Origin of the sequence: Micromonospora humidisoli, from assembly GCF_016900955.1 — a bacterium.
Classification (GTDB): domain Bacteria; phylum Actinomycetota; class Actinomycetes; order Mycobacteriales; family Micromonosporaceae; genus Micromonospora; species Micromonospora wenchangensis.
On the sequence record NZ_JAFEUO010000004.1, the window covers coordinates 409,618 to 436,402 of the forward strand.

At 74.7% G+C, this 26,785-nt stretch carries 18 protein-coding genes and 1 pseudogene; 6 read left to right on the forward strand and 13 right to left on the reverse strand.

What is annotated here, in order from left to right; genetic code table 11:
• Positions 1–2: 2 nt before the first annotated feature.
• The 4 genes from JQN84_RS16630 to mraZ form a co-directional block, all read right to left on the reverse strand.
• Positions 3–1,997, reverse strand: a complete 1,995-nt coding sequence (locus tag JQN84_RS16630; protein ID WP_372445995.1) for a peptidoglycan D,D-transpeptidase FtsI family protein — start codon at positions 1,995–1,997, stop codon at positions 3–5.
• Positions 1,998–2,371: 374 nt separating this feature from the next.
• Positions 2,372–2,971, reverse strand: a complete 600-nt coding sequence (gene ftsL / locus JQN84_RS16635; RefSeq protein ID WP_204959278.1) for a cell division protein FtsL — start codon at positions 2,969–2,971, stop codon at positions 2,372–2,374.
• The gene (gene rsmH / locus JQN84_RS16640) at positions 2,968–4,077 is read right to left on the reverse strand and encodes a 16S rRNA (cytosine(1402)-N(4))-methyltransferase RsmH (protein WP_204959279.1); all 1,110 of its coding nucleotides are present in this window, start codon (positions 4,075–4,077) and stop codon (positions 2,968–2,970) included. Before rsmH ends, ftsL begins: the two co-directional genes overlap by 4 nt.
• Positions 4,078–4,286: 209 nt before the next feature.
• Positions 4,287–4,718, reverse strand: a complete 432-nt coding sequence (gene mraZ, locus JQN84_RS16645; RefSeq protein ID WP_204959280.1) for a division/cell wall cluster transcriptional repressor MraZ — start codon at positions 4,716–4,718, stop codon at positions 4,287–4,289.
• A gap of 354 nt (positions 4,719–5,072) precedes the next feature.
• Here mraZ and JQN84_RS16650 point away from each other — a divergent pair, with 354 nt between their 5' ends.
• Genes JQN84_RS16650 through JQN84_RS16660 form a run of 3 tightly spaced genes read left to right on the forward strand, consistent with a single transcriptional unit; the run spans position 5,073 to position 7,744 of the window.
• On the forward strand, positions 5,073–6,320 hold the full coding sequence (locus tag JQN84_RS16650) for a MurT ligase domain-containing protein (protein ID WP_204959633.1): 1,248 nt from the start codon (positions 5,073–5,075) through the stop codon (positions 6,318–6,320).
• Complete coding sequence (locus tag JQN84_RS16655) at positions 6,310–7,032, forward strand: type 1 glutamine amidotransferase (RefSeq protein ID WP_204959281.1); 723 nt, start codon at positions 6,310–6,312, stop codon at positions 7,030–7,032. Before JQN84_RS16650 ends, JQN84_RS16655 begins: the two co-directional genes overlap by 11 nt.
• A gap of 16 nt (positions 7,033–7,048) precedes the next feature.
• Complete coding sequence (locus JQN84_RS16660; RefSeq protein ID WP_281895580.1) at positions 7,049–7,744, forward strand: TVP38/TMEM64 family protein; 696 nt, start codon at positions 7,049–7,051, stop codon at positions 7,742–7,744.
• 282 nt (positions 7,745–8,026) lie between these two features.
• Here JQN84_RS16660 and leuS read toward each other — a convergent pair whose 3' ends face one another.
• Entirely contained in the window at positions 8,027–10,891 is a 2,865-nt protein-coding gene (gene leuS, locus JQN84_RS16665; protein WP_204959282.1) for a leucine--tRNA ligase, read from the reverse strand.
• 440 nt (positions 10,892–11,331) lie between these two features.
• On the opposite strand from leuS, the gene JQN84_RS16670 reads away from it, so the two are divergent.
• The 3 genes from JQN84_RS16670 to JQN84_RS16680 all read left to right on the forward strand — a co-directional run bounded on the left by JQN84_RS16670 (position 11,332) and on the right by JQN84_RS16680 (position 16,243).
• Positions 11,332–12,390 carry an AAA family ATPase gene (locus JQN84_RS16670; RefSeq protein WP_088643029.1) on the forward strand — a complete coding sequence of 353 codons (1,059 nt, stop codon included), beginning with the start codon at positions 11,332–11,334 and terminating at the stop codon, positions 12,388–12,390.
• Position 12,391: 1 nt separating this feature from the next.
• Entirely contained in the window at positions 12,392–13,690 is a 1,299-nt protein-coding gene (locus tag JQN84_RS16675; protein WP_204959283.1) for a DUF58 domain-containing protein, read from the forward strand.
• An 84-nt stretch (positions 13,691–13,774) separates the two neighbouring features.
• Complete coding sequence (locus tag JQN84_RS16680; RefSeq protein ID WP_204959284.1) at positions 13,775–16,243, forward strand: transglutaminase TgpA family protein; 2,469 nt, start codon at positions 13,775–13,777, stop codon at positions 16,241–16,243.
• Positions 16,244–16,473: 230 nt separating this feature from the next.
• On the opposite strand, the gene JQN84_RS16685 is transcribed toward JQN84_RS16680, so the two are convergent.
• From JQN84_RS16685 to imuA', 8 genes and pseudogenes are all read right to left on the reverse strand, one after another.
• A complete protein-coding gene (locus JQN84_RS16685) occupies positions 16,474–16,869 on the reverse strand; it encodes an SCO2097 family morphological protein (protein ID WP_088643026.1) in 396 nt (131 codons plus the stop codon).
• A 115-nt stretch (positions 16,870–16,984) separates the two neighbouring features.
• Positions 16,985–18,244, reverse strand: coding sequence for a DNA polymerase IV (locus JQN84_RS16690; RefSeq protein ID WP_204959285.1), 1,260 nt, complete (start codon positions 18,242–18,244; stop codon positions 16,985–16,987).
• 61 nt (positions 18,245–18,305) lie between these two features.
• Entirely contained in the window at positions 18,306–19,493 is a 1,188-nt protein-coding gene (locus JQN84_RS16695) for an alkaline phosphatase family protein (RefSeq protein ID WP_204959286.1), read from the reverse strand.
• Positions 19,490–20,260 (reverse strand): methyltransferase domain-containing protein, encoded by a 771-nt coding sequence (locus tag JQN84_RS16700; protein ID WP_204959287.1) that lies wholly within the window; start codon positions 20,258–20,260, stop codon positions 19,490–19,492. The genes JQN84_RS16695 and JQN84_RS16700 overlap by 4 nt, the downstream gene beginning before the upstream one ends.
• A gap of 40 nt (positions 20,261–20,300) precedes the next feature.
• Positions 20,301–20,474 (reverse strand): hypothetical protein, encoded by a 174-nt coding sequence (locus tag JQN84_RS16705; protein ID WP_232378670.1) that lies wholly within the window; start codon positions 20,472–20,474, stop codon positions 20,301–20,303.
• 98 nt (positions 20,475–20,572) lie between these two features.
• Complete coding sequence (locus tag JQN84_RS16710; protein WP_204959288.1) at positions 20,573–23,983, reverse strand: error-prone DNA polymerase; 3,411 nt, start codon at positions 23,981–23,983, stop codon at positions 20,573–20,575.
• Between the two features lie 192 nt (positions 23,984–24,175).
• Positions 24,176–25,912: pseudogene (locus JQN84_RS16715) on the reverse strand (DNA polymerase Y family protein).
• A complete protein-coding gene (imuA', locus tag JQN84_RS16720; RefSeq protein WP_204959290.1) occupies positions 25,909–26,673 on the reverse strand; it encodes a DnaE2-dependent mutagenesis accessory factor ImuA' in 765 nt (254 codons plus the stop codon). The pseudogene JQN84_RS16715 and the gene imuA' overlap by 4 nt, the downstream one beginning before the upstream one ends.
• Positions 26,674–26,785 lie beyond the last annotated feature (112 nt).

The following is a 26,785-nucleotide window of genomic DNA, read 5'->3' on the forward strand; positions in this document are numbered from 1 at the left end:
GGTCAGCGCGGAAAGACCTCGAAGTTGGGGGATTTCCCGCGCGACGGCGGGACCCGGTAGTGACGCAGCGTGAAGCCCATCATCTCGCGGAACGCCGGGGCGACGACCGCGCCGCCACCGCCCTCGGGGTTCCACACGAAGACCGCCACCACGTACCGGGGGGCCTCGGCGGGGGCCATCCCGATGAACGAGCCGACCTCGCCGGGTTGCTGCTTGCCGTCGAGGTAGCGCAGCCCGGTGCCGGTCTTGCCGGCGATCCGGTAGCCGGGCACGGCGGCGGCCAGGCCGGTCGCGCCGTCGACCGTGGTCACCGCCTCCAGCAGGGTACGCAGCGCGGCGGCGTTGCCCGGGCTGAGCACCGAACGGGTGACCGGGGCGGCGGCCGGGGTACGCCTGCCGTCCGCCCCGACCACCTCCTTGATCAGGTGGGGCTGGACGTAGGTGCCGTCGTTGGCGATGGTGGCGTACGCGGCGGCCATCTGCAGCGGGGTGGCGTCGACGCTGTGCCCGATCGGCACCGAGCCGTACGACGAGCCGCTCCACCGGTCGGCCGGGAGCAGCCGCCCGGACGCCTCGCCGGGCATTCCCTCGCCGGTGGGCTGCCCCAGCCCGAACCGCTTCTGGTAGTCGATCAGCCGGTCGGGGCCGAGCCGGTCGCCGATCTCGATGGTGCCGACGTTCGACGAGTAGGCGAGCATCCCGGCCACGCTCAGCTTCTTGCCGTCGGCGGGGTGGGTGTCGCGGAAGGTGACGTCGCCCCGGGTGATGGTGTTGGCGACCGGCCAGGCGCTGTCCGGGGTGATGACGCCCTCCTGCAGGGCCGCGCCGTAGGTGATCGCCTTGTGCACCGACCCGGGGTCGACCACGAAGCTGGTCGCGGCGTCCTCCCGGTCGGTGGGTCGGCTCTGCTCCGGCGACGCCGCGTTGTAGGTCGGGTTGCTCGCCTGGGCCAGCACCTCGCCGGTCCTGACGTCGAGCACCACCGCCGCGCCGATCGCGCCCCGGGTCTGCGCCATCTGCCGGCTGAGGATCTGCTGCACCTGGAACTGGAGGTCCCGGTCGATGGTGAGCACCAGCGAGCTGCCCGGCTTGGGTTCGGTGGTCTGGCTGTAGCCGCCGGGGATGGGCGCGTTGAGGTCACCGAGGCCGGCCTCGTACACCCGGCGGCCGTCCTGCCCACGCAGCACGTCGTCGTAGCGGGCCTCCAGGCCCTCCAGGCCGTCCATGTCCTGGCTGGTGAAGCCGACCAGGTTGGCGGCCAGGTCACCGCCGGGCACCTCGCGGCGTTCGTCTCGGTGGGTGCCGATGCCGGCCAGGTCGAGGGCCTCGATCTGCTTGGCCCGGGCGACGTCGACGCCCCGGGCCAGGTAGCGGAACTGGAGGCCGCCCTGGCGTTTCATCTTCTCGGCCAGTTCGGAGACCGGGAGGCCGAGCAGCGGGGAGAGCAGCTTCGCGGTCTCCGTGCGGTCCTTGACCATGGTGGGGTCGGCGAAGACGTACCGTGCCTCGACGCTGCGGGCCAGCGGTGCGCCGGTGCGGTCCTCGATCGACCCGCGCGGGGCCAGCAGGTCGACCCGGGTGAGCCGGCCGCTGACGCCGCCGCCGGCATACGCCGGGGTGTCCACGGCCTGGAGGACGACCAGCCGGATGCCGATCACCGCGAACATCGCCAGCACCAGCACGGTGCCCAGCCGCAGCCGGCGACGCGGCTCGGCGAGCTTCGGCGGGCGGCGCGGCTTGCGCACCGGCCGTCGCCCGGCCGGCCGGTCGGTACGCCGGGGCGCCTCGGTCCGGCGCGGGGCGCCCCGGCCGGGGGTGTCGGTACGGCGGCCGGGGCGGCGGCGGGGCGTGGGCGGCTCGGCGAACTCGTCGTCGTCGGGGGCGGCCCTCGGCGGCACGGTCCGGATGACGGCGGTGCGCCCGGTCGGGGCGGTCTCCCGCCGGCCGGCCCGGTTGGCGGCGGCCCGACCGGGGGCGGCCCGGCCACCGTCGAGCACCTGCAGGGCGGGGCGGAACGGGTCGCCGGAGCGGCCGGCCCGGGGGGTACGCCGCTGTCCGCCCCGGTCCTCGCTGCTCTCCCGGATGGTCCGGCCCCGGGGGGTGTACGCCCGTGCGTCGGAGATCCCCCCGACGTCCCCGGTCCGGGGCTGCCCGGTGCGGGGCTCACCGGCGCGGCCCTGTCCCCGGGGCTCACCGGCGCGGGGTCCGGCGGCCGGGGGTTCCCCGCCGCGCGGCTCGGGGGTGCGTGGTTCCGGGGTGCGTGGTTCCGGCGTCCGGGGCCCGCCGTCCCGGCCGGCGCCGCCACGAACCGATCCGCGCCGGGAGCCCGTGGGGTCCCGGCGCGGATCGTCGGATCTCGGTGGCACGGGCCTTACCCCCCGTTGCCCTGCTGGCTGGTGATCGCCGGCTGCCCGTCGGCCGGCTGCGGGACGCCGATCAGCCGACCGTCCGGCAGCCGGATGTACGCCGGTTCGCCGGCCTCGACCAGGCCCAGCTTGCGGGCCTCCGCGGTCAGGTTGCCCGGCTCCTTGGCCTCCTCGATCTCCTTCTCCAGTTGCTGCTGGTCGACGTCGAGGCGGGCCTGCTGCTGCTGGAGCTGCTGGAGCTTGAACGCATTCTCGTTGATCTTGGTGTTGACCGCGAGGATGCCCAGCACCCCGCCGACGACCAGCACCACGATCAGCGCCGCGAACGGGGCCCGGGGCACCCGGACCGGCGGCGGCGGCGCCACCCGCAGCCGGGGCGACCCGGCGGCGGTGGCGGTACGGGTGGCCGGCTGCTCCGCCGGCCGCAACGCGGCACTGCCCTGGGTGGGGAACTCGCGCGCCCCCCGGCGCGTCTCCCCCGCTCGACCGGCGAGGTCCGCCGGCGTCGTGGTACGGGTCGTGCGCTGCGCCGTGGTCCGGCCCCCCGACCGCGGTGCGCGCTGCCCGACGACCGCGTCGCGGCCGTCACGCTTGTTGACGTTCATGTCCCCTCCCCCTGTTCGTCCGTCCTGCCGTCCCCCGGAGTCGACTCCAGGTCCACCGTGGAACCCCGCGTCGACCCCGTGCCCGGTTGGTGCATCGCCCTGACCCGTCGGCCGGACCGTTCGCGGTCGGTCCGCCCCTGCTGCCCGGTGGCCGGGTCGAGTCGCTCCGCCGCCCGCAGCCGCACGGACGCGGCCCGCGGGTTCGCGGCGACCTCGGCCTCCCCGGCCGGTTCGGCACCCCGGCTGAGCAGCCGGAACGTCGGACCCGACCCGGGGAGTTCCACCGGAAGGTCGACCGGGCCCTTACTGCGGACCCGGTCGGCGAGCGCCTGCTTGGTGAGCCGGTCCTCCAGCGAGTGGTAGGACAGGACCACCAGGCGACCGCCCACGTGGAGCTTGTCGAGGGCAGCCGGCAGCGCCGTCTCCAGCACCGCCAGTTCCCTGTTTACCTCGATGCGTAAAGCCTGAAACGTTCTCTTGGCCGGGTGTCCCCCGGTTCGTCGCGCTGGTGCCGGAATGCTCTCCCTGACCAGCTCCGCCAGCCGGGCCGAGGAGGTGATCCGCCCCCGCTCCCGCTCCCGCAGGATCGCCGAGGCGATCCGGCCGGCGAACTTCTCCTCGCCGTAGACCCGCAGCACCCGGGCCAGCTCCGGGTGGGAGTAGCTGTTGACCACCTCTTCGGCGGTCACCCCCCGGGTCTGGTCCATCCGCATGTCCAGCGGCGCGTCCTGGGCGTAGGCGAACCCGCGGTCGGGCGCGTCGAGTTGCAACGACGAGACCCCCAGGTCGAACAGCACCGCGTCGACGCCCGGATAGCCCAGCCGGTCCACCACCTCGGGCAGCTCGTCATAGACGGCGTGCTCCAGGTGGATCCGGTCGGCGAACCGGGCCAGCCGGACCCGGGCGTGCGCCAGGGCCTCGGTGTCCCGGTCCAGGCCGATCAGCACCGTGTGCGGATGCCGTTGCAGCACCGCCTCGGCGTGGCCGGCCAACCCCAGCGTGGCGTCGACGTGGACCGTACGGCCGCCCCGGTCCAGCGCGGGGGCCAGCAGCTCGAGACACCGCTCAAGCAGCACCGGCACGTGCGTGCCGCGTAGCTCCCCCATGTCGACCCCCACTGTGGAATATGTCTCGTCGTGTCGCGCTCTGCTCGTCGGACGACGCCGTGCCGTCGTACCGCCAGATCCCCATCCGCTCCCGCCCCGGCCCCCGGGCCGACGCCCGGAGTGGAGATCGTGCCCCTGGCACCGGGGAAGGGGCGCCAGGAACTCGAAAGCGGCTGGAGATCTCGCAGTACGTCGGGCGTCGCCGCGCCCTACAGACCGCCGGGCAGCACCCCCTCCTCGATGTCGGCGAAGTCGTCTTCGCTGTCGGCGAGGTAGGTCTCCCAGGCCGTCCGGTCCCAGATCTCCACCCGGGTGGACGCCCCGATCACCACCAGGTCCCGGTCGAGCGCGGCATAGGACCGCAGGTGGGACGGGATGGTGACCCGGCCCTGCTTGTCGGGGACCTCGTCGTGCGCGCTGGCGAAGAAGACCCGGCTGTAGGCCCGGGCCGCCTTGTTCGTCATCGGCTGCGCGCGCAACTGGTCGGCGATCCGTTGGAACTCGGGGGTGGGGAAGACGTAGAGGCAGCGATCCTGCCCTTTGGTGACCACTACACCCCCCGCAAGCTCGTCCCGGAACTTGGCCGGAAGGATCAAACGGCCCTTTTCGTCCAGGCGCGGAGTGTGGGTGCCGAGAAACACCGGCCCAACCCCCTTGCCCTGAGCGGCGTTCGCGGCGCCGCTGACCCCCTGGGCCGGTGGGCCCTCCCGGCCTCACCACTGCGCCCCACTCTACTCCACTTCCCTCCACCTGCAACCAGAATCGCCGCCCCGGCGCGTCGCCGTCCCGGCTAAAACCGCACGTCAGAGCGGGTGGAGCGGAGTGGAGGGGCGCGCCGGGCCGGGACCGCGTCCGCTACCCGACATAGATCGACTCCATCCGGTGGAGCGCCCGCCGACCGGATGCCCGGCCCGCCCCGACCGAACGGTTCGCCGTCGGCGGCGATCTGGCGGGCGCGGAGGTCCGGTAACCTCGCTCGCGTGACGGACGCGAAGATGCCCCTGCGGGCGAAGGTGGCCAGCTCCGTGTCGAGGACCGCCGCGGCGCTGTCGCGCGCCGCCGGCCGGGGCGACGGCTCGGTGATCGGCGGTTGGATCGGGCTGAAGATCGACCCGGACCTGCTGGCCCACCTCTCGGCCGGACGCGCCATCGCGCTGATCTCCGGCACCAACGGCAAGACCACCACCACCCGGCTCAGCGCCGCCGCCGTCGGCGTGCTCGGCCGGGTCGCCACCAACTCGTTCGGCGCCAACATGCCCACCGGGCACACCTCGGCGCTGGCCAAGGCCGGCAGCACCCCGTACGCGGTGCTGGAGGTCGACGAGCACTACCTCGCGCAGGTGCTGGAGGCCACCGAGCCGCACGTGGTGGCCCTGCTCAACCTCTCCCGCGACCAGCTCGACCGGGCCAAGGAGGTCGCCATGATGGCGCAGCTCTGGCGCGCGGCGCTGGTCCGGCACACCGACGTGCGGGTGGTGGCCAACGCCGACGACCCGATGGTGGTCTGGGCGGCCACCCCACCGGCCGACCCCGTGCAGGGCGTCCGCCCGCCGCACGTCACCTGGTTCAGCGCCGGCCAGCGCTGGCACGACGACTCCTGGGTCTGCCCCGAGTGCGGCTCCACCATCCAGCGCTCCGGCGAGCAGTGGTGGTGCACCGGCTGCCCGCTGCGCCGCCCGGACGCCCAGTGGACGGTGGAGGACGACGGTGTGCTCGACCCCACCGGGGCCTGGCACAAGGTGACCCTCCAGCTCCCCGGCAAGGTCAACCTCGGCAACGCGGCCACCGCGCTGGCCGTCGCCGCCGAGTTCGGGGTACGCCCCGTCGACGCCGTCTCCCGGCTGCACACGGTCACCTCGGTCGCCGGCCGGTACGCCCAGGTCGACCGGGACGGACGCAACATCCGGCTGCTGCTGGCCAAGAACCCGGCCAGCTGGCTGGAGGCGTTCGACATGGCCGACGAGGCGCCCACCCTGCTGTCCATCAACGCCCGGGACCCCGACGGGCTGGACACCTCCTGGCTGTTCGACGTCGACTTCGCCCCGCTGCGCGGCCGGCAGGTGCTGATCACCGGCGACCGCGCGTACGACCTGGCGGTCCGGCTCGACGTCAACGGGGTGCCGTTCCAGCACGTCCGGGCGTTCGGCGAGGCGGTCCGGGCGGTCCCCCCGGGCCGGCTGGAGGTCATCGCGAACTACACCGCCTTCCAGGACATCCGAGCGGAGTTGGACCGTGTCAACTGAGAGCCTGCGTATCGTCTGGATCTACCCCGACCTGCTCTCCACCTACGGCGACCGGGGCAACCTGCTGATCCTGGCCCGCCGGGCGCAGCAGCGCGGGATGCCGGTCGAGGTCATGGAGGTCCGCTCCGACCAGCGGCTGCCCGCCACCGCCGACATCTACCTGCTCGGCGGCGGCGAGGACGGCCCGCAGGCGCTCGGCGCGCAGCGGCTGCTCGCCGACGGCGGCCTGCACCGCGCGGTCGCCCAGGGTTCGGTGGTCTTCGGCGTCTGCGCCGGCTACCAACTGCTCGGCACCTCCTTCTTCGCCAAGGGCACCCGGTGCGCCGGGCTGGAACTGCTCGACCTCTCCTCCGACCGGGGGCCCACCCGGGCGGTCGGCGAGCTGGCCGGCGAGATCGACCCCCGGCTGGGCGTACCGGCGCTGTCCGGGTTCGAGAACCACGGCGGTCGCACCCACCTCGGCCCCGGCGTGTCGCCGCTGGCCCGGGTCAGTGCCGGGGTCGGCAACGACGGCGTCACCGAGGGCGCGTGGCGGGGCAAGCTGCTGGGCACGTATTCGCACGGGCCGGCGCTGGCCCGCAACCCCGCCCTGGCCGACCTGCTGCTGCGCTGGGCCACCGGCGCGCACCAACTGCCGCCGCTGGACGACACCTGGGCCGAGCGGCTGCGCACCGAACGCCGCGCCGCGGTGGCCGCCGCCGCCCGCCCGTGATGTCCGCCGCCCGCCCGTGACCTCCGCCGTCCGGCGGCTGCTGCGCCAGCCGTCGGCACGTCGGTTCGCCCTGCTGCTGGTCATGCTGGCGGGGTTCGTGGTGCTGCTGCTGGTGACGCCGCACCCGGACGTCGCCGAGCTGCCCCGGCTGGCCGACGCCCTCGGCGGGTACGCCCCGGTCGCCGGGATCGTCGTCGGGGCGTTGCTGCTGGTGGCCCTGGTTCCCCGTACGTTCGTCACGCTCGTGGCGGGGGCCGTGTTCGGCCCGCTGGAGGGGGCGGCGTACGCACTCGGCGCGGCGCTGCTGGCCGCCGCGCTCGGCTTCGCCGTCGGGCGGGTGCTGGGCCGGGAGTTCGTCGCCGAGCGGGTACGCGGCCGACTGGCCCGGCTCGACGGCTGGTTCGCCAGGCAGAGCGTGCTCGGTGTGGTCACCGTACGGATGCTGCCGATCGCCGGGTTCGGGCTGGTCAGCTACGGCTACGGCACCACCGGCGCGCGGCTGCTGCCGTTCCTGGTCGGCAGCGTGCTGGCCTCCGCCCCGACCGCCTTCGGCTACGCCGCGATCGGCGCGGCGGCCAGCTCCCCCGGCAGCATCAACTGGTACGCCGCCGCCCCGGCCAGCCTCGGGCTGATCGCCAGCGCGGTGCTGGCGTACCAGTGGTGGCGGGCGGAGCGCGCCCGTCGGTCCGCAGTCGCCGACCCCCGCCCCTGACCGGACGGAACCGGCCCGCCGGGGCGCGCGCGACGGGTGGCGGCTCGGGCGACGGGCGGCAACCCGGGACGGGTCCCGCCGGAATGGTCGGGCCGGGTGAGCGGTATGCCTGAGCGTCATCAATATGACTCTCAGGCATACCGCTCACGTCGACAGTTGTCCCGGCCCGCCGTCACCGCGCGCTACCGCGGCCCCACAAACCGGCCGGGCCCGGAAACCGGCCAGGCGCGCGACCGGCCGCGCCGGCCGCGTGAGCCGCCCCGCCACGGGCGGACGGCACCGTCAGGCGACGACCGAGACCAGCCGGCCCGGCACCACGATGACCTTGCGCGGTTCCTTGCCGGCCAGCGCGGACGCGACCGCCTCCAGGGCCGCCGCCCGGACGGCCTCCTGCGCCGCGTCGGCCGGCACCTCGATCCGGCCCCGGACCTTGCCGTTGACCTGCACCGGGTAGGTGACCGTGTCGGCGACCAGCAGCGCCGGGTCGGCGGCCGGGAAGTCGGCGTACGCCAGCGAGGTGTCGTGGCCCAGCATCCGCCACAGCTCCTCGGCCACGTGCGGGGCGAACGGGGCCAGCATCAGCACCAGCGGCTCGGCCACCTCACGCGGGGTCTGCTCCAGCCGGGTCACCGCGTTGGTCAGCTCGATCAGCTTGGCGATCGCGGTGTTGAACCGGATGCCCTCCATGTCGGTCCGGACCCCGTCGATCACCCGGTGCAGCAGCCGTCGGGTGGCCTCGTCGGCCGGCGCGTCGGTGACCCGCAGCGTGCCGGTCTGCTCGTCGACCACGGCCCGCCAGACCCGTTGCAGGAACCGGTACGACCCGACCACCGCCCGGGTCTCCCAGGGGCGGGACACCTCCAGCGGGCCCATCGACATCTCGTACACCCGGAAGGTGTCCGCGCCGTAGGCCGCGCACATGTCGTCGGGGGTGACCACGTTGCGCAGCGACTTGCCCATCTTGCCGTACTCGCGGGTCACCTCGTGCTCGCCGTGGAACCAGCGGCCGTCGACCTCGACGACCTCCTCGGCCGGCACCGGCGTGCCCCGGGAGTCGCGGAACGCGTACGCCTGGATCATGCCCTGGTTGAACAGCTTGCGGAACGGCTCGAACGACGACACGTGGCCCAGGTCGTACAGCACCTTGTGCCAGAACCGGGCGTACAACAGGTGCAGCACGGCGTGCTCGGCGCCGCCGACGTACAGGTCGGTGCCGCCGCAGTCACCCTCGGCGCGCGGACCCATCCAGTACGCCTCGTTCTCCGGGTCGACGAACCGCCCGGAGTTGGTCGGGTCCAGGTAGCGCAGCTCGTACCAGCAGGAGCCGGCCCACTGCGGCATCACGTTGGTCTCCCGGGTGTACCGCTTCCGCCCGTCGCCCAGGTCCAGCTCCACCTCGACCCAGTCGCGCCGCCGCGACAGCGGGGTCTCCGGGTTGCTGTCGGCGTCGTCCGGGTCGAACGTCTTGGGCGAGAAGTCGTCCACCTCGGGCAGTTCGACGGGCAGCATCTCCTCGGGCAGCGCGATGGCCGTGCCGGTGGCGTCGTAGACGATCGGGAACGGCTCGCCCCAGTAGCGCTGCCGGGAGAACAGCCAGTCCCGCAGCCGCCAGGTGACCGCGCCGACGCCGTGGCCGTTGGCCTCCAGCCAGGCGATGGTCGCCGCCTTGGCGTCGGCCACCCCCAGCCCGTTCAGGTCCAGGCCGCGCTCGGGCGCGGCGCTGTTGATCGCCGGCCCGTCCCCGGTCCACGCCTGCCCGTCGAACCCGTCGGCGGGCTGCACGGTCCGCACGATCGGCAGCTCGAACACCTCGGCGAAGGCCCAGTCCCGCTCGTCCTGGGCGGGCACCGCCATGATCGCGCCGGTGCCGTAGCCGGCCAGCACGTAGTCGGCGATGAAGATCGGGATCTGCCCGCCGGTGACCGGGTGGGTGGCGTACGCGCCGACGAAGACGCCCGTCTTCTCCTTGGTGTCGGCCTGCCGCTCCACGTCGGTCTTGGCCGCCGCCGCCTTCCGGTACGCCTCGACGGCCGCCCGGGGGTCGGCGTGGCCACCGGTCCAGGCGTCCCGGGTGCCGTCCGGCCAGGCGTCCGGGGTCAGCGCGTCGACCAGCTCGTGTTCGGGGGCCAGCACCAGGTAGGTGGCCCCGAAGATGGTGTCCGGCCGGGTGGTGAAGACTCTGATGCGGGCTCCGCCCGCGACACCGGAATCAGTGGTCCCGGTCGGGAAGTCGATGTGCGCGCCGGTGGAGCGGCCGATCCAGTTGCGCTGCTGGAGCTTGATCGACTCGGGCCAGTCCAGCGTGTCCAGGTCGTCCAGCAGCCGGTCACCGTACGCGGTGATCCGCATCATCCACTGCTTCAGGTTGCGCTTGAACACCGGGAAGTTGCCCCGGTCGGAACGGCCGTCCGGGGTGACCTCCTCGTTGGCCAGCACCGTGCCCAGCCCCGGGCACCAGTTCACCGGCGCCTGCGAGACGTACGCCAGCCGGTGGTCGTCGACGATCCGCCGCTGCTCGGCCGGGCTCAGCTCGGCCCAGGCCCGGCCGTCGGGGGTGGGCCGGTCACCGGCGGCGAAAGCGGCGGTCAGCTCGGCGATCGGCCGGGCCCGCCGCGCCTGCGGGTCGTACCAGGAGTTGTAGACCTGCAGGAAGATCCACTGCGTCCACCGGTAGAAGTCGGTGTCGATGGTCGCCACCGAGCGCCGGTCGTCGTGGGCCAGCCCCAGCCGGCGCAGCTGCGCCCGGTACCGCTCGATGTTGGCCACCGTGGTCGTGCGGGGGTGGGTGCCGGTCTGCACCGCGTACTGCTCGGCCGGCAGGCCGAACGCGTCGAAGCCCATCGCGTGCAGCACGTTGCGCCCGGCCATCCGCTGGTAGCGGGCGAAGCAGTCGGTGCCGATGTAGCCCAGCGGGTGCCCGACGTGCAGCCCCGCCCCGGACGGGTACGGGAACATGTCCAGCACGTACAGCTTCTCCGCGCCCGCCCGGGGGTGTCCCGGGTCGGCCAGCGGACCTGTCGGGTTCGGCGCGTGGAAGGTGCCCTCCCGCTCCCAGGTGTCCTGCCACCGACGCTCGATCTCGTCGGCCATGGCCGCGGTGTACCGGTACGGGGGGATGTCGCCCGCCGGTGCGGCTGTCTCACTCATGCCTTCTCCTTGGCGGTCGTCGCGGTCATGTCGGGTCGGGTAAGCATCGGGCCCGGGAGACCCTGCCGCGGGCACGAAAAAGCCCCCCGCACAGGAGGGGCCGCCGTGCTGTCACGCGTCAGCGCATCAGCACGGCCCGGTAAGAAGCAGGAAGACGCTGGCCATGTACTGCAGTTTACCCCGTGGCGTCGGTCGACCGCCCGGCACATCCACCGCACGACGGTCACCTTCCGTGGTCGCCCGGCCGCGTCCGGTCCCCCGACCTGACGAATATCCGCTGCGTGACCGGCCGACTTCCGGCAGGGTTCGGCGTTCACCGTAAACATGGTTAGCCTGAGAGACCAGTGCGATTCCTGCGGCAGACGAGGCTTCCCGTTGCGAACCGAACGACGGGTCCAGGTGCTCTTTACCGAGCTGCCGTCGCGACGAGGAGAAGGCCCGTGACACAACAGACCTGGGACGAGGTGGGCGGCGTGCTGCCGCACGACGAGTTCCGCGCCGCCAGCGAGGCCATCGTGGCCAACATCGAGCAGGTCATCGAGGGCAAGACAGCGACCGTCCGGCTCGCCCTGGCCGTCCTGCTGGCCGAGGGGCACCTGCTGATCGAGGACGTCCCGGGCGTCGGCAAGACCAAGCTGGCCAAGGCGCTCGCCCGGTCCATCGACTGTTCCGTGCGGCGCATCCAGTTCACCCCCGACCTGCTGCCCAGCGACGTCACCGGGGTCAGCGTCTACAACCAGGAGACGCACGACTTCGAGTTCCGCCCCGGTGCGGTCTTCGCCAACCTGGTGGTCGGCGACGAGATCAACCGGGCCTCGCCCAAGACGCAGTCCGCGCTGCTGGAGTGCATGGAGGAACGCCAGGTCACCGTCGACGGCGTCACCTACCAGCTCCAGACCCCGTTCATGGTGATCGCCACCCAGAACCCGATCGAGATGGAGGGGACGTACCCCCTGCCGGAGGCGCAGCGCGACCGGTTCACCGCCCGGATCGCGATGGGCTACCCCGGCCCGGACGCCGAACTGGCCATGCTGGACGGGCACGGTGCCGCCGACCCGCTCCAGGAGTTGCGCCCGGTCTCCGACGCCGACACGGTCCGCCGCCTGATCGCCACCGTGCGCAACGTGCACGTCGCCGACGCCGTCAAGCAGTACGCCGTCGACCTGGTCACCGCCACCCGGGAAGCCCCCGACCTGCGGTTGGGCGCGTCCCCCCGGGCAACCCTCCAGTTGCTGCGCACCGCCCGCGCGGTGGCCGCCCTGGAGGGCCGCGACTACGTGCTCCCCGACGACCTCCAGGCGCTCGCGGTGCCGGTCCTGGCCCACCGGATCATCCCCACGGCCGACGCCCAGCTCGCCCGCCGCACCACCGACGCGATCGTCGCCGAGCTGGTGCACCGGCTGGCCCTGCCGCCGGACCGCAAGCGCCCCACCGGGTACGACACGCCCCGCCCCGCCGCCGGCAACGGCCGCCCGCCGTTCGAGCCGCGGAGGCCGTGACGTGCGGGACGGGCTGCGTGGCCTGACCACCCGGGGCCGGTCGTTCCTCGCGGCGGCCATCGCCGCCGCGATCTCGGCCGGCATCCTCGGCGAACGGGACCTGCTCCGGGTGGCGGTGCTGCTCGCCGTCCTGCCGTTGCTCGCCGCGCTCTACGTCGGCCGGACCCGGTACAAGCTGGCCTGCAACCGTTCGCTGGACCCGCACCGGGTGCCGGTCGGGGCCAGCTCCCGGGTGGTGCTGCGGTTGCAGAACATGTCCCGGCTGCCCACCGGCACCCTGCTGCTGGAGGACCGGCTGCCGTACGCGCTGGGCAGCCGGCCCCGGGTGGTGCTGGAACGGCTCGGCGCGCACCAGGCCAGCTCGGTCGCGTACACGGTGCGTGCCGACGTGCGCGGCCGGTACGAGGTGGGTCCGCTGGTGATCCGGATGACCGACCCGTTCGGGTTGTGTGAGCTGAGCCGGGCGTTCCCCAGCACCGAACAGCTCACCGTGATCCCGCAGGTCACCCCGCTGCCCTCGGTCCGGCTGCCGGGCGAGTACGCCGGCAGTGGCGACAGCCGGGCCCGGTCGGTGGCGGTGCACGGCGAGGACGACGCCGCCACCCGGGAGTACCGCAGGGGCGACGACCTGCGCCGGGTGCACTGGAAGTCGACGGCCCGTACCGGTGAGCTGATGGTGCGCCGCGAGGAGCAGCCCTGGGAGAGCCGGGCCACGGTGGTGCTGGACACCCGGGCGCACGGGCACCGGGGCGACGGCCCGACGGCCAGTTTCGAGTGGGCGGTGTCCGCCGCCGCCAGCATCGCCGTGCACCTGCGCCAGGCCGGCTACAAGCTGCGCCTGGTCACCGGGGACGGGGTCGACGTCGACGCCAGCGAGGCCACCGGGGACGGCCTGCTCCTCGACCACCTCGCCGACGTCCGGCTCGACCAGCGCGGCGACGTGGCGACGCTGGTGCAGCGGGTCCGCCAACGCGCCGACGGGGGCCTGATCATCGCGTTGTTCGGGTCGCTGACCACCAGCGAGGCGGAACTGCTCGGCGGGTTGCGCGGCAACGGGGCGACCTGCGTCGGTTTCGTGCTGCACAGCTCCACCTGGCTCAGCCTGCCCGAACGGGCCCGGTACGAGTCCGAACAGGCCCACGCCGCCGCCGCGCTGTCGCTGTTGCAGGGCGGCTGGCGGGTCATCGGGGTCGACCACGACGGCCAGCTGCCGGCGCTCTGGCCGCAGGCCGGGCGCGGGTCGCAGGGCTTCGCGCTGCGCGCGGCGCTCGCCGAGACGGTCGCCGGTGCCGTCCGGTGACCCGACGGCGCACCGGCACCGTCCCCGGCCGCCGCACCGCCGACGGCCCCGCCACCGACGCCCGCCGACAGAGAGGGTGACGTCGTGATCGCGTCCCGGAACATCGGCTTCGTGGCCGCCACGGCGACCCTGCTCGCCGCGGCCCCCCTGTCGTCGATCTTCCAACAGTGGACCTGGCTGATCCAGTCGACCATCGCGGTCGCCGTGGTGGCCGGCGCGGCGGCGCTCACCCGGCTGGTCCGGGCCCCGCTGTGGGGTCAGGTGCTGGGCATGCTCGCCGGTCTGCTGCTCGCCCTGACCTGGCTCTTCCCGGGCGGCGGCGAGCTGATCGCCTTCCTGCCCACCCCGGCGACGCTGGCCCACTTCGGTGAGCTGGCGCAGGGCTCGTTGCAGGACATGCGCTCCTACGGGGTGAAGGTGCCGGACACCACCCCGCTGCTGTTCATCAGCGTGCTCGGGGTGGGCGCGGTGGCGATCGTGGTCGACGTGCTCGCCGTCGGACTGCGCCGTCCGGCCCTGGCCGGGCTGCCCATGCTGGCCATCTACTCGGTGCCGGTCGCGGTCTACGTCGACAGCGTCCCCGCGCTGCCGTTCGTGGTCGGCGCCGCCGGCTACCTGTGGCTGCTGGTGACCGACAACGTCGACCGGGTCCGCCGGTTCGGCCGCCGGTTCACCGGCGAGGGCCGCGACGTGGACGTCTGGGAGTCCTCCCCGCTGGCCGCCGCCGGGCGTCGGCTGGCGGTGGTCGGGGTGGTGCTGGCCGTGGTGCTGCCGCTGGCCGTGCCGGGGATGACCGGCGGGCTGCTGGACCAGTTCAACACCGCCGGCACCGGCACCGGCAACGGACGCCCCGGGCAGGGCGGCGGCCCCGGCCGGATCGACCTGTTCGCCGCCCTCAGCGGGCAGCTCAACCAGTCCGAGGTGGCCGACATGGTCACCGTCACCACCACCGAGGAGAACCCGTTCTACCTGCGCTTCGGTGTCGCCGACGAGCTGCGCCCGGACGGTTTCCGGGTGCGCCCGCCCAACGGTAGGCCGGTGAACCGGGACCTGCCCGACCCGACCGACCGGGCCCAGGCGGGGGTGGAGCAGCAGACCTACCGGGCGACGGTCGAGGTGAACCGGTCGCTGAACATGCCCTTCGTGCCGGTCTACACCGACCCGGTCAGCTTCGACGGGCTCAACGGCAACTGGTCGTACGACCAGAACCTCGGGGTGGTCTTCTCCAACCGGGACAACTCCCGGGGCAAGCGGTACTCCTTCGAGTACGTGCGCTCGACGTACAGCCCGGCGGCGCTGCGCCGGGCCCGCCCGCTGCCGGCCGAGCACCCGATCCGGCTGCAACAGACCCGCACCCCTGAGGTCCGCGAGGTCAGCCTGCTGGTCAACCGGCTGGTGGAGGGGAAGTCCAACGACTACGACCGGGTCCGGTCGCTCTACGACTACTTCTCCCGGGAGAACGGCTTCAGCTACTCGCTGAGCACCAAGGGCGGCACCAGCGGCCAGGAGATCGTCGACTTCCTCACCAACAAGGTCGGCTACTGCCAGCAGTACGCGGCGGCGCTGGCCTGGCTGGTGCGGGAGGCGGGCATCCCGGCCCGGGTGGCGTTCGGCTTCACCAACGGCAGCAGCGTCGACGGGGACACCGCCGTCCTGACCAACCGCAACCTGCACGCCTGGACGGAGGTCTACTTCGACCGGTTCGGCTGGGTGCCGTTCGACGCCACCCCGGCGTACGGCGTCCAGGGGTCGACCCGGTCGGCGTGGGCGCCGGACTCCGACGCCCCGGACCCGGAGCCGTCGGACACGGCCGCGCCCGCCGCGCCGGAGGACCCGGGCGCCACCACCGGTCCGCAGCGCGACGAGGCCGCCGACAAGGACACCGACGCCGGGTTCGACCCGACCACCGGCGCCCCCGTCGAGCAGGCCCCGACCTGGCCCTGGTGGACGGTGGGTGCGCTGCTCGTGTTGTCGGTGCTGCTGGCGCTGCCGGCGCTGCGGCGGCGCGCGCTGCGCCGGCAACGGCACCATCGGGCAGTCCCGGTGGCGGCCGGCGTGGCCCCCGACGACGGGGCGGGCGCGAGCATCCCGATGACGGTGCTCGGCGCGGACGCCGAGCGGGCCCGCGCGGACGCCCACGCCGCCTGGGACGAGCTGCTGGACACCCTGGTCGACTACCGGGTCCGGATCGACCGGACCGAGACGCCCCGGGCGACCGCCGAGCGGCTGGCCCGGGAGGCCGTCGGTGCGGACGCCGGCCCCGCCGCCGCGGTACGGCTGCTCGGCCGGGCCGAGGAACGCGCCAGGTACGCCCGGGACCCGCTCACCGGCGAGCCCCTGCACCCGGCGCTGCGGACGGTACGCGACACCCTCGCCGCGCGGGCCGACCGGCGTACCCGGCTGCTCGCCGCCGTGCTGCCGCCGTCGGTGCTGCTGCGCTGGCGTACCTCGCTCGGCGACAGCTCGGCGCGGCTGGTGGCGGCCTCCGGGCGGCTGCGTCGCCTGCTGCTGCGCTGGAACCCCCGCCGCCTGCTGGCCACCCGCCGCGCCTGACCTCCCGGCCGAGGGGCTGGGAGGTCAGGCGCGGCGGGACGCTCATGGGGCGAGGTGGCGGTATCAGTCGTTTCGGATACCGCCACCTCGCCCCACATGCGTGGGCACCTCGCCCTGTCCCGGGCGTGGTGATACGACTCCCGGGCGTGGTGATACGACGGAGGTGGCCGGACTGTGTCCGGCACCTACCGTCGTCGGTGTCGCCCGTCCACCTCAGGGGTGGGCGGGGTTCAACGATGTCCCTCCGGGCGCTGCCGCCACCTGTCCTCCATGCGGTCCAGCAACGACGGCCGCCGGCCGCCGCGGCCACGCGGACGACGACGACTCGTCGTGCCGCCCACCACGTGCAGGTCAGGTGACTGCCCCCGCCGGTGCGACTGCACCGCATAGCCCAGCGCGGCCAGCATGACGACGAACCCCGCCACTGCCAGTGGCGGCGTCTTGATCACCGCGCCGTAGACCAACAGGGCCAGGCCGACGACCACCACGCCGGCAGCGACGAGCAGGCGACGCCGCGTGTGGAAACGCGGGTCGCTGGCGCGCACGGCCGAGGCGAATTTGGGGTCCTCGGCAAGCGACCGCTCGATCTGCTCGAACAGCCGCTGCTCGTGCTCCGAGAGCGGCACGGCACTCCTCCCCGGTCACGTTGGTCGGCCCGGTCGGGCCGACAGACCGTGGCAGCCAACCGGCTGCTTGCCGCCAAGTCTACGAGGGGGGTCGCGCGTCGGAAAGCGGGACGACCTATGGCCGACTGCTATTTTCGCCGGGGCGGGGATCACGTCTGCCGAGCAGACTGGCCGGACCTATGACGGACCGCCCGAAACGGGCAGCCGCGGCGTCGGCGGCGGTCTCCGCCTCCCGCCAGCCCCGCTCGGGCGCGCCGAGGGCGAGTTGGCGCGGAGTGTCGGCCGCACCGGCCAGACCCTCCACCCGTACGCCGACCAGCCGGACCGGCTCACCCGGGTCGAGAACCGTCCAGAGGCCCCAGGACGTGTCGAAGATCTCCCGGGCCACGTCGGTGGCCACGCCGAGCGTCCGGGACCGGTTGACGGTGCGGAAATCCGACAGTCGCACCTTGAGCGAGATCGTCCGGCCGACCTGACCGGCCCCGCGCAGCCGGCTGCCCACCTTCTCGCTGAGCGCGAGCAGCGACCGCCGGATCTGCTGCGGGTCGACCACGTCGACGTCGAAGGTCACCTCGGCCCCGATCGACTTTTCCACGTGCTCCGGGCTGACCGGACGCGGGTCCCGCCCCCGGGCCAGCTCGTGCAGGTGGGTCGCGGACGCCGCACCGAGCGCCTTGCGCAGCATCCCGACGGGCGCCTCGGCCAGATCGCCGATGGTCCGCAGGCCGAGCCGGCGCAGCGTCTCGGCCGACCGCTCCCCCACCCCCCACAACGCGTCGACGGGCAGCGGGTGGAGGAACTCCAGCACCCGGCCGGCCGGCACCACCAGCAGACCGTCCGGCTTGGCCCGGGTGGAGCCGAGCTTGGCCACGAACTTGCTCGGGCCCACCCCGACCGAACAGGTCAGCCCCTGCTCGGCCGTCACCCGCTCCCGGATGCGCCGGGCGATGGCGGCGGGCGGGCCGAACAGCCGGCGGGCGCCCGCCACGTCGAGGAACGCCTCGTCGAGGGAGAGCGGCTCGACCAACGGGGTGACGTCCCGGAAGATCCGCATCACCGCGTCGGAGGCCGCCCGGTAGCGGGCGAAGTCGGGGGGTAGGTAGACCGCGCCGGGGCAGAGCGCGCGGGCCCGCGCGGTGGGCATCGCGCTGCGCACCCCGAAGCGCCGGGCCTCGTAGCTGGCGGAGCTGACCACGCCGCGCGGCCCGACCCCGCCGACCACCACCGGCCGGCCGCGCAGCTCGGGCCGGTGGCGCACCTCGACGGAGGCGAAGAAGGCGTCCATGTCGACGTGCAGGATCGGACTGGCCGAGTCGTCGGCGTCGGGCCCGAAACGCGGGTCACCGCCGCGCGGCAACGACTGGCTCCGACCCATCCCGGCAGGCTAACCGCCAGGTACGACAACCGGCCCGCCCGCCCCACGGGCGACGGCCACGTCAGCCCCGGACCACCAGCAGCGGCACGGTCATCTCCGCCGCGGTGTCCGCCCCGTGGTAGGCCACCAGCCGGGACACCGCCGGCGGCTCCGACCGGGTGGCCAGCACCGCGTACGTGTCGCGGCAGGTCACCACCACGTCACCGACCCGGGACAGGTGCTCCTCGGCGACCGGGCCGAACCACCCCTCGGCCACCATCTCCTCCCGGGTGCACACCCGGGCGGCCGGCCCGAGCACCGCCGACCAGACGGCCACCACGTCGTCCACCGCCCCCGGGGCGACGTGCAGGTAGCGCACCCGGGGCTCCCCGGCGACCACCCGGACGCCGGCCCGCAACCGTGGGTCGGTGTCCAGGTCGAACCGGTGCCCCGCCGGCACGTCGAGCTGGCCGTGGTCGGCGGTGACCAGCAGCGCGGCGTCGGCCGGCAACCCGTCGACGAGGCGGGCGAGCAGGGCGTCGACCTCGGCGGCGGCGATCCGCCACGGGGCCGAGTCGACCCCGCTGAGGTGACCGTGCCGGTCCAGGTCGGGGTGGTAGCCGGAGACCAGGGTGGGGCCCGCCCCGGCGGACAGCGCCGCCAGCATCGTCCGGGCCAGGGCGTCCACCCCGCCGGCGCCCCGGTAGTCGCCGCCCCGGTTGGCGGCCAGGGTGAGCCCGCTGCCGGCGTACTCGGGGCGGCTCACCACGCTCACCGCGACCCCGGCGGCGCGGGCCCGCTGCCACTGGGTACGCACCGGCTGCCAGTGCAGCGGGTCCGGGTCGCCGGGCCAGTCGATGTGGTTGAGCACCCGGTCGGTGCCGGGCACCCGGACGGTGAAGCCGAGCACGCCGTGCGCGCCGGGGGCCGCACCCGCCCCCAGGGTCACCAGGCTGGTCGGGGTGGTGGACGGGAAGCCTGAGGTCAACGGGCGGCCCACCGTCGCGGCCAGCCCGGTCAGGGTCGGGGCGTACCGGGCGGCGGTGGGCAGTTGGTACCAGCCGAGACCGTCGACGAGCAGCACGGCGACCCGACGTACCCCGGCCAGGGCGGGGACGAGCCCGAGCAGGTCTACCGCGCCCGGCACGCCGAGCACCGCCAACGCGCTGGGCAGCACGTCGGCCAGGCTGCCCCCGCCGTAGCGCGGTGCCAGCACCGCGAGCGGGTCCGCCGGGGGCACCGGTGCGCCGGCCGGGGCCACCCCGGTCATGCCTGGCGGCGGGCGAACAGGTGCAGTTGGGCGGCGAGGTCCCGGTAGGGCGGCCGCCCGGCCAGCACCTTCTCCAGCTCGACCAGGGCACCCGGCTGACCGTCGGCGACGGTGGCGGGCAACAGGTCGGCGAGGACGCGTACCCCGTGGATCTCCTCGACGGTGAGGCCGGCGACGCGCAGCAGGGCGGCGGCCTCCTCGGCGTCGAAGCGGCGGCGCAGGGTGTCCCGGGGACCGGCGGCCCCGTCGGGCGCGGCGGCCAGCGCGGCGGCGACGTCGAGGTGACCGTTCATGGCCCGCCCCAGCACGGCGGCGGCCCGCCCGGCGACCAGCACGCTCGCCGCACCGCCGGGACGCAGCGCGGTCGCCAGCGCGGTCGCCACCGGCGTCGGGTCGTCGACCACCTCCAGCACCGCGTGGCACAGCACCAGGTCGACGGTGGCCGGTTCGACCAGCCCGGTCAGCGCGTCGCCGTCGCCCTGCACGGCGTGCACCCGATCGGCGACCCCGGCCTCGGCGGCCCGTCGGGTGAGCGCGGCGAGCGCGTCGGGGCTGGCGTCGACCACGGTCACCCGGTGGCCGGCCTGGGCGAGCGGCACGGCGAACCCGCCGGTGCCGCCGCCCACGTCGAGCACGGTCAACGTGTCGTCGGCCCGCCGCTGCAACTCGGCGGCGAGCACCGACCAGATGACGGCGGTACGGGGGGTCAACGGCGGCTCGGCGAACCGGCTGCGGGTGCTCTGTTCCACCCGGTCGAGCCTAGTCACCCACGCCACCCGACCCCCCGTCGGCGGTGCCGTCGCCGGCTCAGATCTCCCCGCCGCCGGCCGGGTCCTCCTCGGCGCGGGACCGGCGGGTGTTCGCCACCGGCCCCTCGGTCACCTGGTACTCCCGCGGCTCGGCGTCCTGGGCGGGCGTCCAACCGGCGCCCAGCCGGGTGCGCCGGGCGTTCGCCAGTCCACCGGTGTAAGTGCTGTCCATCGTCACTGGCCTTCCCCCTTGCCGCGCACGGGCCGCTCTGCCCGCGCGTGCCGGAATTCTCCTGTCTCCCGGCCGGGAAAACCGTAATGTGGATCACTTCACCGGAAGTCGCGGGAGGCGGGTTCCACCGGCGGCGTGATCGGGTCCAGCCGGTCGGCGGTGAGGTTGGTGACCCCCTCGTGCCGCTGCAACCGACCACGGACCACGAGCGCGCTGCTGGTGCGGGCGATTCGACGGTAGCGCTGCCACAGCCCCGGGGAGCATGTGACATTCAGCATCCCGGTCTCGTCCTCCAGGTTGAGGAAGGTGACTCCACCGGCGGTCGCCGGCCGTTGCCGGTGGGTGACGATGCCGCCGACCCGCACCCGCCGACCCGGCTCCACCCGCCCCAGCCGGGCGATCGGCACCGCACCCAGCGCGTCGAGCCGGTCCCGGACGAACCGGGCCGGGTGGGTCTCCGGGGACAGCCCGGTGGCCCAGACGTCGGCGACGAGCCGGTCCACCGCCTCCATCCCGGGCAGGGTGGGGGCCGCCGCGCCGGTCACCGTGCCGGGCAGCCGGCCCGGCCGGTCCTGGGCCGCCGCCCCGGCCGCCCAGAGCGCCTGCCGCCGGGTCAGCCCGAAACAGGCGAAGGCGTCCGCGGTGGCCAGCGCCTCCAGCTGCCCCGCGGTCAGACCGACCCGCCGGGCCAGATCCGGCATGTCCCGGTACGCCCCGTGCGCCGTCCGCTCCGCCACGATCCGCCCCGCCAGGTCGTCGCCGAGGGTACGGACCCCGCCCAGCCCGAGCCGGACCGCCGGACCGCCCAGCCCCCAGGCGTGCGGCGGCTCCCCCGGCACGCTCCCCCAGCGCGTTTCCGGCGTGGACTCCAGCACCGCCCCCGCCCCGCTGGCGTTGACGTCCGGCCGGCGGACCTCGACGCCGTGCCGGCGGGCGTCGTCGACCAGGGTCTGCGGTGCGTAGAAGCCCATCGGTTGGGCGTTGAGCAGGGCAGCCAGGAACGCCGCCGGATGATGGCGCTTGAGCCAGGAGCTGGCGTACACCAGGTAGGCGAAGCTCATCGCGTGGCTCTCCGGGAAGCCGTAGCTGGCGAACGCGGTGAGCTTGCGGTAGACGTCGTCGGCCAGTTCCCCGGTGATCCCCCGCCCGGCCATCCCGGCGTAGAGCCGGTCGGCGAGCTGCGCCATCCGCTGCACCGACCGTTTCGCCCCCATCGCCCGGCGCAACTGGTCGGCCCCGGCGGCGTCGAAGCCGGCCAGGTCGATGGCGAGCTGCATCAGCTGCTCCTGGAACAGCGGCACGCCGAGGGTCTTCTCCAGCGCGTTGCGCATCAGCGGGTGCGGGTACGTCACCGGCTCCTGGCCGTTCTTGCGCCTGATGTACGGGTGCACCGAGCCGCCCTGGATCGGGCCGGGCCGGATCAGCGCCACCTCCACCACCAGGTCGTAGAACTCGCGGGGTTTCAGCCGGGGCAGGGTGGCCATCTGGGCGCGGCTCTCCACCTGGAACACCCCCACCGAGTCAGCCCGGCAGAGCATGTCGTAGACCTCGGGGTCGTCCAGCGTCATGTCACCCAGGTCCAGGGACTGGCCGATCAGGTCGTAGCCGTAGTGCAGGGCCGACAGCATGCCCAGGCCGAGCAGGTCGAACTTGACCAGCCCGACGGCCGCGCAGTCGTCCTTGTCCCACTGGAGCACGCTGCGGCCGGGCATCCGCCCCCACTCCACCGGGCACACCTCGATCACCGGCCGGTCGCAGATCACCATCCCGCCGGAGTGGATGCCCAGGTGCCGGGGGAACGTCTGCAACTCGTCGGCGTACGCCACCACCTGCTCGGGGATGCCCTCGACGTCGACCGCCGCGACGGAACCCCAGCGGTCGATCTGCTTGCTCCAGGCGTCCTGCTGGCCTGGTGAGTAGCCGAACGCCTTCGCCACGTCCCGCACCGCCGACCGGGGCCGGTAGGAGATGACGTTGGCGACCTGGGCGGTGTGCTCCCGGCCGTACCGGGCGTAGACGTGCTGGATCACCTCCTCCCGCCGGTCGGACTCGATGTCCACGTCGATGTCGGGTGGCCCGTCGCGTTCCGGGGCGAGGAACCGTTCGAACAGCAGCCGGTGCCGGACCGCGTCCACGTTGGTGATCCGCAGCGCGTAGCAGACCGCCGAGTTCGCCGCCGAACCCCGGCCCTGGCAGTAGATGTCCTGCGCGCGGCAGAACGCCACGATGTCGTAGACCACCAGGAAGTAGCCGGGGAAGCCCAGCTCGTCGATCATCCGCAGCTCGTGTTCCAGCTGCGCGTACGCCTCCGGGTGCGCCCCGGGCGGGCCGTAGCGCTCGTGCGCCCCGGCCAGCGTGAGGTGGCGCAGCCAGCTCATCTCGGTGTGCCCCGCCGGCACCGGGTACGCCGGCAGCCGGGGCGCGACCAGGTGCAGGTCGAAGGCGAGTTCCGCGCCGAACTCGGCGGCCCGGGACACCGCACCCGGGTACCCGGCGAACCGGGTCGCCATCTCCGCGCCGCTGCGCAGGTGGGCGGTGGCGGCGGCGGGCAGCCAGCCGTCGATCTCGTCCAGGCTGCGCCGGGCCCGGACGGCGGCCAGGGTGGTCGCCAACCGTCGTCGCCCCGGGCTGGCGTAGTGCACGTTGTTGCTGGCCACGGTGGGCAGCCCGGCGGTGGCGGCCAGCTCGGCGAGGGCGTCGTTGCGGTCGGCGTCGACCGGGTGCCCGTGGTCGGTCAGCTCCACCGCCACTGTCTCCGCGCCGAACAGCGCGGTGAGCCGGTCCAGTTCCCGGGCCGCCGCGTCCACCCCCGCGGTGAGCAGCGCCGCCGGCACGTGCCCCTTGCGGCAGCCGGTCAGCACCAGCACGTGGTCGCGCAGCTCGGCGGCGACCTCCTCCAGGTCGCCGTAGACCGGCCGGCCCTTCTCGCCGCCGCGCAGCTGGGCCCGGGAGATGACCGACGCGAGCCGGGCGTACCCCTCGTGGCCGTGGGCGAGCACCAGCAGGTGCCGGCCCAGCGGGTCGGGCTCGCCCTGCTGCGGGCCGGGCAGCCCCAACGACAGTTCCGCGCCGAAGACCGTGGGCAGGTGCAGCGTACGGGCCGCCTCGGCGAACCGGACCACCCCGTAGAACCCGTCGTGGTCGGTCACGGCGAGCGCGGTCAACCCCAGCCGGGCGGCCTCCTCGGCCAGTTCCTCCGGGTGGCTCGCCCCGTCGAGGAAACTGAAGTTGGTGTGCGCGTGCAGTTCGGCGTAGGGCACCGGGTCGTCCGGGCGGGTCAGCTCCGGCGGTGCGTACCGCTCGCGGTGCCGGGTCCAGGCCGGCGAGTCGCCGCCGTCGGCGTCGGCGAGCGGGTCCACCACGTGCAGGTGCCGTTCCCCGCGCCGCCGCCCGCCCCGTCCCCCGTCACCCCGGGACCCACCGGGGCCCGCGCCGCCGTCGGTGGTGGACCGTCCGGACAGCACCCGCTCCAGTTCCGACCAGGGCAGCTTCGGATTGTGGAAGCTCATCCGGATCTCTTCCTGCGGCAGGCTGCGTGGTGCGGCAGGGGCGTCGCGGACGGGAATGGATCGCTCGGTGAGCGGTATGCCGCTGAGTCATATTCATGACCGCCAGGCATACCGCTCACCCGGAAACATCGTCGGGACGCGGGATGGCCCCGGACGGGACGCCACACCGACCGGACAAGCGCGGACCACCGGTCAGTCATAGATCGCCTCCACCAGCCACCGGCCCGCCTCGACGGCCAGCAGCAGGGCGGCACCGTCGGCCAGGCAGACCTGGAACCGGGCCCGACGGCGGGCCTCGGCGGGGGCCCACCACCGCTCGTCCACCGGCCACGGACCGGTCCAGCCGACGATCTCCGTCGGGGCGGCGCCGCCGACGGCCAGCCGGGCGGGCGCGGCGCTGACCGCCAACCGGGCGCTGACCAGCACCGGTTCCCCGGTGACGTCGTGCACGGTCGCGGTGAGCGGAACGGGCAGCACCACGGCCGGCGCGGGGGGCGGTAGCCGCCCCGGCCAGGGCGGTACGGGACTCCCCCGCCGCCCGGCCCGCGCGGCACCGCCCCGACCCGTCACCTCAGCACCACCCCGACCCGCTCCGGCCGACGGCGGCGGCACGACACCCGACGACCCGTCCACCGGCGGCGTGACGGATGCGCCCGGCAGTGGTGGCTTGGCCGGTGCGCCCGGCAGCGGTGGCGGGCCGGGGCGGGCCGGGAGGCGTTCGTCGCCCCAGGGGACCAGGCGGGTCTGGTCGGCCAGGGACCGACCGCCGCCCAGCACGGCGGTGACCACCGCCTCCGGGCCGAGGATGCCCTGCACCCGGCTTAGCGCCCGGTGCGCCCGGTCGCGTTCCTCGCCGGCCTCCCCCCACAGGCCGGGTTGCAGCCCACCCCGGGCCAGCAGCCCGTCGGGCACCAGCCGCAGCCGGACGATCCCGGCGGTCGGCCGGGCCGGTCGGGCACCGGCCCGACCGGTGCTGCCGGAGAGCCAGCCGTCGAGCTGCCAGCGCACCCGGTCGGCGATCGCGGCGGCGGTGAGCAACCCGTCGTGTCGCCACACCCGGTGCAGCTCCTGACCGTGTGCGGTGACCGCCTCGATGCCGAGCCGGGTGCAGGCCAGCCCGTGCCCGGCCAACCGGGCGTGCAGCCGTTCGGCGAGCATCCGGGCGGCGAAGGCCGCCGCGTCGACCCGGTCGAGGGGCTCATCGTGGTGGGCGGTGACGGTCAGGTCGACCGGGGGCTGCCGGACGGCGAGCGGCCGGTGGTCGTGCCCGGCGGCGAGCCGGTGGGCGAGGGCCCCGTCGAAGCCGAACCGGGCCAGCACGTCACCGGCGGGCAGCGCCGCGAACCCGCCGAGCGTGCGTACGCCGAGCCGGCGCAGCAGGTCGGCCAGGGCCGGCCGGCCGATCGCCTCGACGGGCAGCCCGGCCAGGAACCCCGGGGTCCCGCCGGGCGGCACCACCTGTCCGGTACGCGCGGCGAGACCGGCGGCGAAGACCCCGTCGGCGATCCCGACCTGGCTCTCCACCGCGCAGGACTCGGCGACCTGTTCGATGATCCGCTCGGCGGCGGCCTCCTCACCGCCGAGGTAGCGGGCGGGCCCCCGGGCGGCGAGCGCGCAGACGCCGGGGCGGACCACCTCGACCCCGGCGGCGACCTCCTCCACCGCGGCGACGACCGGTTCGAAGGCGCGGGCGTCCCGGCCGGGGTCGTGGTCGACGACGGTCAGCGCGGGGCAGCGCCCCTGCGCCTCCCGGCGGCGCAGGCCCCGGCGTACCCCGGCGGCGCGGGCCGGTGCGGAGCAGGCCACCACCCGGTTGGCGTGCAGCACGGCCACCGGGCCGGTGGCGGGCACCCCGTCGACGATCTCGGCGGCGAGCACCGGCCAGTCCGGGCACCAGAGCAGCAGGGTACGGATGGGCGCGCCGGTCACCCGGACCCGACCACGGTGAATCCGCCCGGCCGGGGCCCGACGGGGACGGCCGGCGCGACGGGGACGGCAGGTCCGACGGGGACGGCCGGCGCGGCGCGGGGCACGACCCGGGTGAGCCCGTCGCCGGGCAGCCACATCGTGATCTCCTTCGGACGGGCCGCCGCGCCGCGCCCGCGTGCCGACACGGTGACCTCGCGTCGGCGCAGCCGACCCCGTCCCGGCCCGAGCCCCTCCCAGACCCCCCGGACCACCTGGAGCGTGACGTCCGCGCCGGTCCACCGGCCGTACGGCACGAGCACGCAGCCGCGTTGTCGGGCCCGGGCGGCCAGCCGGTCGGCCACCGGGGCGGCGACGGTGTGCGGTACGGCGGTCACCACCACGTCGACCCCGTCGATCAGGGCGGCGACCACGGTCGGCCACTCCGGACCGGGGTGCGGGACGAGGGCCAGCCGGTCCAGGGCGATGCCGACCTCGGCGGCGGCGCCCGCCCCGAACGTGGGCACCCCGACCACCGCGCACCACGACCCGGCCCGGGACGCCTCGGCGAGCAACGCCAGCACCAGGGAGGTGCCGCCGCTGCGCCGGGGTTGGCCGACGGTGACGGCGACCGTGCTACCCCGACGCAGCCCCCGGTGCGGCAGCAGGCCGGTCAGCTCCGGTGCCACCGGGAGCACCCGGTGGCTGCCGGCCGGGTCCGGGGCGCTCGCCGGGCGGACCAGATCGGCCAGTGCGGCGGAACCGACCACCATGCGGCCCGCCATCGGACCAACCCCCCGTCGTGTCGTTGCGTGGATCAGGTGCACTGCGTGCTCGCCCCGGACGCGGTGGGACGCTGCGTCGAGGTGCCCGTGCCCGGCCGGATCAGGTGCCCGG